The sequence below is a fragment of the Neobacillus drentensis genome, from assembly GCF_036962765.1.
In the GTDB taxonomy this organism is placed as follows: domain Bacteria; phylum Bacillota; class Bacilli; order Bacillales; family Cytobacillaceae; genus Neobacillus; species Neobacillus drentensis_C.
In genome coordinates, this window is sequence record NZ_JBALOS010000159.1 from 21,881 (window position 1) to 30,812 (window position 8,932).

The following is an 8,932-nucleotide window of genomic DNA, read 5'->3' on the forward strand; positions in this document are numbered from 1 at the left end:
TAACGATTTCGTTCGAGGACGGAACAGCTGCATTAAATGAAGAAGTATTCACGACTGGAACGACTGTAAGTAAAGAAGGAAGCTACACATTAGTGGTAACAGATGCAGCAGGAAATCAAACGACCGTTCACTTTGTCATTGATAAAACCGCTCCATCGATCCTTGGTGCAGCAGACGGTATTGCTTACAATACGAATGTGACGATTACGTTTGATGAAGGAACTGCAACATTAAATGATGCAGCATTCACAAGCGGAACAGTAGTTACTGAAGAAGGAAGCTACACAATAGTAATCACAGATGAAGCAGGCAACAAAACAACGGTAACATTTACGATTGATAAAACGGCTCCAGTCGTAACTGGTGTTGAAGNNTAACGATTTCGTTCGAGGAAGGAACTGCAACATTAAATAATGAAGCATTCACGAATGGAACAACTGTAAGTAAAGAAGGAAGCTACACATTAGTGGTAAGTGATGAAGCAGGAAATCAAACGACCGTTCACTTTGTCATTGATAAAACCGCTCCATCGATTATTGGCGCAGCAAACGGTGTTGCTTACAATACGAATGTGACAATTACGTTTGACGAAGGATCAGCAAAATTAAATAATGCTGAATTCACAAGTGGAACAGTCATTTCTAAAGAAGGAAAATACACTTTAGTGGTAACTGATCTAGCCGGCAACAAAACAACTGTTGAGTTCACGATTGATAAAACAGCTCCTGTAGTTAGTGGAGTAAGCAATAATGCTAACTACAGCAAAGATGTAACCATCTCCTTTACCGAAGGAACAGCTACATTAGATGGTAAAGCAGTTGGAACAAAAACAGTTGTCAAAACAGAAGGAAAACACGTATTCGTGGTAACTGATGCGGCTGGCAACAAAACAACAGTAGTATTTACCATTGATAAGACCGCTCCAGTTGTATTTGGTGTTAAAAACAATGGTCTCTACAATAAGGACGTCACCATTTCCTTTAACGAAGGATCAGCGAAGTTAAATGGAAAAGCGGTGGCAAACAAAACTGTCGTTAAAGCACAAGGAAGCTACACATTAGAGGTAATCAATGCAGCAGGGCTTAAAACAATTGTTAAGTTTACGATGGATAAAACAGCACCAACTGTAACGAAGATCTATGAAGTTTCTGATAAAGCAGTAAAAGTTACTGGAAAAACAGAAGCGTATGCAACCGTTAAGCTTTACATTGCAGGGAAGTATCAACGCAGTGTGACGGCTGACAAATATGGCAACTTTAGCTTCTCGATTTCTAAGCAAAAAGCGGGAACAGAAATTAAAGTTTACGCAATCGACAAAGCTGGTAATATTAGCAAAGCTGCTGTTGTGAAAGTAGTAGATAAAACCGCTCCGACAACACCTAGTGTTAATAAGGTAACGGTGAAAACTACGAAAGTAACAGGAAAAGCAGAAGCGGGGTCAAAAGTAACCGTAAAAGTTGGAAGTAAAGTAATCGGAACGGCCTATGCTGATAAGTATGGTAAATTCTCGGTTAAGATTTCCAAACAAAAAGAAGGTAAAGTTCTTTCTGTCACAGCGAAAGACAAAGCTGGCAATACAAGTGCAACGAAGAAAGTAACAGTAAAGAATAAATAAGTTAATAGATACCCTCGGAGTCCTTCGGGGGTATTTTTTGTGATTTTAATAGTATAAAAGTACCTAAATGCTAGAAAAATATTTTAATAAAATGAGGTGCACACGTATTTCATGTCTATGAAATTACGTGTGCATTTTTATTCTCTTCATTTTGTAATTTCATCATTTCCAGCGGTAATAGATGAAAATCATTTTTTTAAAAGTATATAAAAATATGGATATTCTTGTTAAAATTAGTATATTGTTAGAATATTATGAAGGATGGGGAAAGAGTTGAAAGTGGGACGTTTTTTACAGGGAATGATGATTGCTATTCTATTATTTTCCATGATCATTCCGGCTCAACATGCAAGCGCAGCAGAACTAACCGCGCATCAGGATTTTACCAAAAATGTATCGAGTGAATTAAACAAGTACATAAAAAAATCAGGCGGCCGCGTTACCTTACAGTATCAGGATTTGGTTACCGGGGAAATGTTTCAAATTAAAGGAAGGACCTCAAACCGTGCTGCTAGCACAATTAAACTGCCGCTTGCCCTCTATATTATGGAGCAAGCAGCTAAAGGAAAGATCAATTTAAATCAGAAGCTTAAATACAAAAGCTATCATTATTATGGCGGCAGCGGTGTTATCCAAAATCAAAAGGTCGGGACTTATTATACGATTAGAGACCTTGTTAAAAAGGCGATGATTTACAGTGATAATATTGCCTTTATCATGTTGAAGGAACGTGTCGGACAGCGAACTTTTATTAAATATATGAAAAGCGTTGGCGGACAATATGCCTATCCAAATGGGCGAAATTTAACCTCTGCGAATGATTTAACGATCTATGCGAAAAGGCTCTATCAATTTTCCAATAAAAGCCCGCTAGGCTAAGAGCTTGTCGGCTATTTGAAAAAGACTGTTTATACTACAACGATTCCACGCGGGATAAAAGGAACAGCTGTTGCCCACAAGGTGGGGATGATTCCAAATGAAAGAATCTATAATGATGCGGCTATTGTTTATGATACCAACCCCTATGTGTTAGCGATTATGACAAAAGGAATCTCTTATGAAAAATCACAAAAGGTCATTGCTGGTGTAGCATGGATCGTAAATAAGCATCATAAAGCAAAGGCGACTGCTCCATATTTTAAGAGTATGGCTGATGTAACAATCTATCAAAGTAATTCAAAAACAGCCGCAGTTGGTACATTGAAAAAATACCAAACTCTGAAAATTATCTCCAGTAAGGGCACTTGGTTTGGGATTAAATTTGGAACAGGAACTGGTTATATTGAAAAGAAATCGGTGATTGCTCTTAAAAAAGCATCAGTAAGCAGCTGGGTGTCGAATCTTCCACAAATCGGCATCATTAAAATGAAGGCTAATGCACCAGTTTTCAACAAAGCGACTGCAGGTACGGTCATTGCCTATATTAATAAAAATCAAGATTACTATTTTTTCAAAAGGGAAAAAGATTACTATGTTGTTGATCTAGGTGGAAGAGTTGGGTATGTCGCTAGTAAATATATTTCCGAACTTAGTGTAAGCATGTAAAGTTACCGTCTTAACTAACTTTTTTACACCCTTATAATAGAAGGAGCTGACAAGAAATGAAGAAAATAAAATGGATGGGTGCTTTACTTACTTTACTGCTATTGGCAGCAAACTCCGATACAGCAGAAGCAGCTCCCGTTGTGGTCGATAAAACGCCCCCAAAAATACCTACTGTGAATCAGCTGACCAATAAATCTTTTACGATAAGCGGGAAGGCTGAGGCAAATACAATTGTTTATGTGAATAGGAATGGTATTTATTACTTAAAAAAGGCTGCTGACAAAAACGGGGATTTTTCTTTTCCTATACCACAGCAAAAAAAACAAACCGTCATGGAGGTTTACTCTGTTGATAAGGCAAATAACAAAAGTCTGTCGCGAAAACTGATTGTTAAGTCACAGCCTAAGCTAAAAAAGAAGATTCTGAATGTCCCAATCGTACGGCAGATGCCAGAGTTACCGCGTGGTTGTGAAGTGACGAGTTTAACGATGTTATTGAAATATACCGGGATCAAAGCCAATAAAATGACGCTTGCCAAACAAGTGAAAAAGGACCCAGCCTTACTGAAACGGAAAAATGGCAAGATCTATTTTGGCCATCCCAACTATGGGTTTGTCGGTAATATGTATACCTTCAACAAACCGGGTTTCGGCGTATTTCATAAACCAATTGAAGCCTTAGCAGAAACATATAAGCCAAATCGAATTAAAAATTTAACCGGAAAACCGTTCGAAACCATCTTAAGTTACGTTAGTGCCGGTCATCCGGTCTGGATTATTAATACGAGTTGGTTCAGCCGTGTTCCGAATTCGTATTGGCAAACATGGTATACCTCACATGGAACCGTTCGAATTACCTATAAAGAACATTCCGTTGTGATTACAGGCTATGATTCCAAGTATGTCTATTTTAATGATCCATTAGATGGAACGAAAAATAAAAAGCGTCCAATCAAATCATTTGTTGAAGGCTGGAAACAGTTTGGAAGTCAAGCGATTAGCTATTATTAAGGTGATGTACGCATCCTCGTTTTTAAAAATGGAAATTGAGCCAAACGGATGATCCAGTTAATGCAGATCGAAACTAGGATTGTTAGGATAAACACCCACATCACGATCAAAGTTGAATAGTATGGAGCAAAGCTCATTTTTTGAAAAAAGTAATAAATAAAAAAGGTATGGGTCAGCCAAATAATCGTTGAGTGTTTCCCTAACAGAAAGAATAATTTTTCTAGAATCGTGATATTTTGAACGAGTTTAACAAACGAGAAAATCACGATCGGTGCGAGAATAAAATCTGCGTAATTATAGACTCCCTCAATTTCAGGACCTCTTGTTTCAACAATAAATTTGAAAGTGTACTGTCTTAAATAAAAGCAGAGAACAAGTAACAGCATAAACACGATTTTACTATTTAAATGAATTTTAGAGAAAAAGGCATCCATTTTTTCAAATAAGGAATATTTTGAAAAGAAAATCCCGGTAATGAAGATTATTTGCCACGTTAATAACGTACTAAGATGATTGATCGCAATTTGTACTAACTCATGAGTAGGAAAAAAGTCATCTACGTGTAGAAAGAAAGTAGAAAGAAACAGACAAATAAATGAAAGGTAACTTACCAAAGTTGGCCATTTTTCAATCAATTTTACAATGATCGGGAAAAGCAAAACCAATTCGATATAAACAGAGATGAACCACCACTCGCCATTATAGGTATGAATGAGTGCAAATAAATTATAAAAAAAAAGTTTAGGATTCCAAGTATAGCGCAGCGTATTGTCAAAATATTTCAGCCCAATTGGAATGAAAATAAAAAAAATCATCCAATAAATGATAAAAAAGTTGATGGCTCTTTTTAACCCCTGACGAAAGGTGAACTTGTGTTTTGATTGGAAGCTTTTATAAAGACCCAACCCGCTTAAGAACAGGAATATTGCCACACATAGCTTTCCAAATTCCCCAATGAGCTGGTCTAAGGGAGTGTCATCAATCATCATGATGGGCGAGTAATCGACAGTAGCAATACGGGTTGGAAAAGCAAATAAATGATGATAAACCATTAAGAGGATTGCCAGTCCCTTTGCAATGGCAGTCATATTCCTAGAAAAAACAAATGGTTTATTCTGCATACCTTTTCACCTCAGCTAACGTTTTGAATCTATCCATTATAGGTTGGATGGAATGATTGGGGATTATTCATGAATGAGATTATTCTTTTTGCATGAAATGGGGAAAAGCGTCACCTGCATATCTTAGAATAGAAGTTTTAGAGAGTTGTTTATTCTAGAGGGGGAAAAGATATGTTCAAAAAAACAACGATCATGACACTAGCCTTGTTGCTCTTAATAAGCACCTGCTTTTTTTCAAAAGATCTTACCTATGCAGCAGAGACAAAAACTAGTAAGGTTGTTTATTTGACCTTTGATGACGGTCCCAATCAGTATACCCCGAAAATACTTGATATCTTGAAGAAGAAAAAGGCACATGCGACCTTTTTTATGATTGAGGGCAATATCAAACGGAATCCGAAAACCGTTCAACGGATGATAAAAGAAGGAAATTATCCAGCGTTACACAGTGTTTCCCACGATGTACGCAAATTATATCGGGGAAGCTCCAAAAATGTTGCCATTGAAATGGAAAAAACGCGCCAAACCTTGTTAAAAGTTTCTAAGTTTAATAGTAAATTGACCCGCGTGCCTTATGGAAGTAAACCTTATATGAAGAAACCGCTCCGTGATGCTTTAGCGAAAAAGGGTTTTAAGATGTGGGACTGGGACATTGATACACTCGATTGGAAATATAATCGAACAAGACCAACGATGATTACCTCGAGGGTTAAATCCGGCCTTAAAGGCAAAAAGGGCCCAATCGTGATTCTTTTCCATGATTCAAGAGGAACAATGCAGCAGCTTCCGATTATTATTGATTATCTGCACAAAAAAGGCTATACATTAGAGGTTTATAATCCGCAAAAACATTTTGTAAAGAACTTTTGGAATGACAAACGATTTTAGGATTGCAATTGGAGTAAACTTAAATTATTCATAAAGGTTGGAAAATGAGGGGATTTTTTTGAAAGGCAAGTTTATCAAACTATTTACGAAGGGCTGCCATGGGCAGTCCTTTTGTTTTTTCCAATTTAGTTAAAAGTAATAACAGATAAAAATATCCTAGTTTATTTTTTGGATAATAAATTTTTATTCCTATAATGTGGAAACCTATCGTATTAAAGTGTGGAAAGGGTATATAAAGACAAATCATGTTATAATTTAACATTGCTATACCCCAAACGGCAGAAATTTGTTAAAATCGATAAGGGAAATTGTCGAAATTTCAGGGAGTGTGACTGAAGTAACATGAATACTATACAAAAAGCGACGGTATCAATCATAATTCCGTATTACAACTCCATGGAATTCATCGGAGACTGTTTGAATTCCGTATTATCACAAAGCTACACTAACTTGGAGATTATTATCATAAATGATGGTTCGGATACTGAAAATACAGGTTACCTTGAAACGTTGCTTCAAGACAAAAGAATTGTCTATTTAAAAAATGACTCAAAACAGGGAGTCGCTTATTCACGGAATAAAGGTTTGAGTTCCGTGACAGGGGAGTTGGTGTTTTTTCTAGATAGTGAAGACATCCTAACTGAAAACGGAATTGAACTCCTTGTAGCCCATATTAAAGAAGCACCTGCGATTGCAGGGAAAACCAAACGATTATTAAAACCAACGGATTTGGAGATTCCCCAGCCGCCGGAAGTAATAGTAACGGATCAACCTAGTCATAAAATATTCCATAGCGGCAGTATTTTAAACGTATTGATGCGGAATAGTTTCATCAAAGAACGTTCGATTCGCTTCTATGAGGAAACGGAAGGCGCAACAGATATATCAGGGATCATTCCGTTTATCCTATATGTAAAAAGTTTACCTTGCCTAAATATTTATACATATTTTCAGCGGGTGAGAAATGATCCGATTTCCAATCCAAGTCTGGTCCAACGATCGATCCAAGAACGAACCCGTGATTTTATCAAAAATTATATGGAATTGACTAAACAGTATGGAAAATCGGAACTATTAAAGGAATATTTGGACGGGTTGCTCCTAAGGTTTTACCGAAGACAGGTAATTAATATATTTCAAGATAAAAAACACATGGATGAGTTCTTTGCCTTATTGTCGTCCGCGATGAAAGAAGTCAACCCAGCTACGATTGCTTCACAGCCTAGACATATTAAAAGGGAGATTAACCAGTTACGGTCTGGAAGTAAAGATAAATTCATCAAGGGCTTTAGATTTCATGTGGAAGTAAGGGACTTTAAAAATGCGATTAAAGGGTTCACCAGGCTTAAAAGGTATATCTATAATAAGTTTTTCTTGAGATTCCCAATGAAGGAGAATTACATTATTTTTGAAAGTTTCTTAGGAAAAAACTATTCGGATAGCCCTCGTAATATTTACGAATATATTATTGAAAACAATCTGGATTATCAGTGCATTTGGGTATTCAATGAAAAAAATCGTAAAATCCCTGGCAACGCTAAAATCGTGAAGAGATTCAGTCTCGCTTACTACTATTATTTTGCAGTGTCGAAATACTGGATCAATAACATGCGCCAGCCGCTCCATCTTGTCAAACGTGAGGGAAATGTCTTTTTAGAAACCTGGCATGGCACACCACTTAAAAAATTGGTGTTTGATATGAAGGATGTATATTCGGCTAATCCAAGATACAAACAGGATTTCTATATGCAGTCGCGTGCGTGGGATTACTTATTATCACCAAACCGCTATTCATCTGAAATATTTAGAAGTGCCTTTAAGTTTGATAACGAAATGCTCGAGTACGGATATCCTCGAAATGATATTCTGTATTCACCACAAAAAGAAGAAATTGTGGCCCGGGTAAAGAATAACATTGGGATCCCTGACAATAAAAAAGTGGTATTATACGCCCCAACATGGCGTGATGATGACTACTACGAGCCTGGCAAATATAAATTTCAACTTCAGCTGGATCTACATAAAATGAAGGAAACTCTTGGGGATGACTATGTTGTCGCATTAAGGATGCACTATTTTATTGCGGATGATATTAATGTTGAAGGCTTGGATGGCTTTGCGTTCAATCTTTCGAAGTATGATGATATTGCTGAATTATACCTAATTTCAGATATCCTCATTACCGATTATTCTTCCGTATTCTTTGATTATGCCAACTTAAAACGGCCGATTTTATTCTTTACGTATGACTTGGATAAATACCGGGACCAATTAAGAGGCTTCTATCTCGATTTTGAAAATGAAGGACCAGGACCGCTCTTGAAGACAAGCGATGCCGTCATTGAGGCAATTTCTAATATAGATGAGGTAAAGAAGCAGTACGCAGATCGATATGATGCCTTCTACGAAAGGTTCTGCAGCTGGCATGATGGGAAATCAACGGAGAAGGTTGTAAAACGATTGCTGCTAAACGATAAATAACTGGGCCTTATTGAAATAGTTATAGAAGATAAAAGTAAATATTAAAGACCGTCTCAATTAATGAGACGGTTTTCACATTCGATAATTTGAATTAGAAAAGTATAAAAATTAGGCGAAAAATGCCCTGATTTTACAAGATACAACAAATTTCACTTTAAATTTCGATGACATTCTTGAATTTTTGACTAATTCTTATACCAATTGCTATCTTATTATCTTATAATAAAGCAGGAAAATATCCCTTTCATTAACTTGAGTGGGAACAGTTGAAT

The 8,932-nt window shown here is 36.7% G+C and carries 5 protein-coding genes and 1 pseudogene; 5 read left to right on the forward strand and 1 reads right to left on the reverse strand.

Going from position 1 to position 8,932, the window contains the following annotated elements:
* Window positions 1-466: 466 nt before the first annotated feature.
* The 3 genes and pseudogenes from V7137_RS19550 to V7137_RS19560 all read left to right on the forward strand — a co-directional run bounded on the left by V7137_RS19550 (window position 467) and on the right by V7137_RS19560 (window position 4,170).
* Entirely contained in the window at window positions 467-1,615 is a 1,149-nt protein-coding gene (locus V7137_RS19550; RefSeq protein ID WP_335699621.1) for an Ig-like domain-containing protein, read from the forward strand.
* A 327-nt stretch (window positions 1,616-1,942) separates the two neighbouring features.
* Window positions 1,943-3,160: pseudogene (locus V7137_RS19555) on the forward strand (serine hydrolase).
* 56 nt (window positions 3,161-3,216) lie between these two features.
* Complete coding sequence (locus V7137_RS19560) at window positions 3,217-4,170, forward strand: C39 family peptidase (protein WP_335699622.1); 954 nt, start codon at window positions 3,217-3,219, stop codon at window positions 4,168-4,170.
* Here the strand turns inward: V7137_RS19560 and V7137_RS19565 are convergent.
* Complete coding sequence (locus V7137_RS19565) at window positions 4,167-5,291, reverse strand: acyltransferase family protein (RefSeq protein ID WP_335699623.1); 1,125 nt, start codon at window positions 5,289-5,291, stop codon at window positions 4,167-4,169. The two genes, V7137_RS19560 and V7137_RS19565, sit on opposite strands and share 4 nt — an antisense overlap.
* Window positions 5,292-5,462: 171 nt before the next feature.
* Here V7137_RS19565 and V7137_RS19570 point away from each other — a divergent pair, with 171 nt between their 5' ends.
* A complete protein-coding gene (locus V7137_RS19570) occupies window positions 5,463-6,179 on the forward strand; it encodes a polysaccharide deacetylase family protein (RefSeq protein WP_335699624.1) in 717 nt (238 codons plus the stop codon).
* A gap of 342 nt (window positions 6,180-6,521) precedes the next feature.
* Complete coding sequence (locus V7137_RS19575) at window positions 6,522-8,660, forward strand: bifunctional glycosyltransferase/CDP-glycerol:glycerophosphate glycerophosphotransferase (protein WP_335699625.1); 2,139 nt, start codon at window positions 6,522-6,524, stop codon at window positions 8,658-8,660.
* The last annotated feature ends 272 nt before the right edge of the window (window positions 8,661-8,932 follow it).

Coding starts and splice junctions, on each gene's coding strand:
- V7137_RS19560 (WP_335699622.1), top strand. CDS start 3,217: ATGAAGAAAATAAAATGGATGGGTGCTTTACTTACTTTACTGCTATTG.
- V7137_RS19565 (WP_335699623.1), bottom strand. CDS start 5,291: ATGCAGAATAAACCATTTGTTTTTTCTAGGAATATGACTGCCATTGCA.
- V7137_RS19570 (WP_335699624.1), top strand. CDS start 5,463: ATGTTCAAAAAAACAACGATCATGACACTAGCCTTGTTGCTCTTAATA.
- V7137_RS19575 (WP_335699625.1), top strand. CDS start 6,522: ATGAATACTATACAAAAAGCGACGGTATCAATCATAATTCCGTATTAC.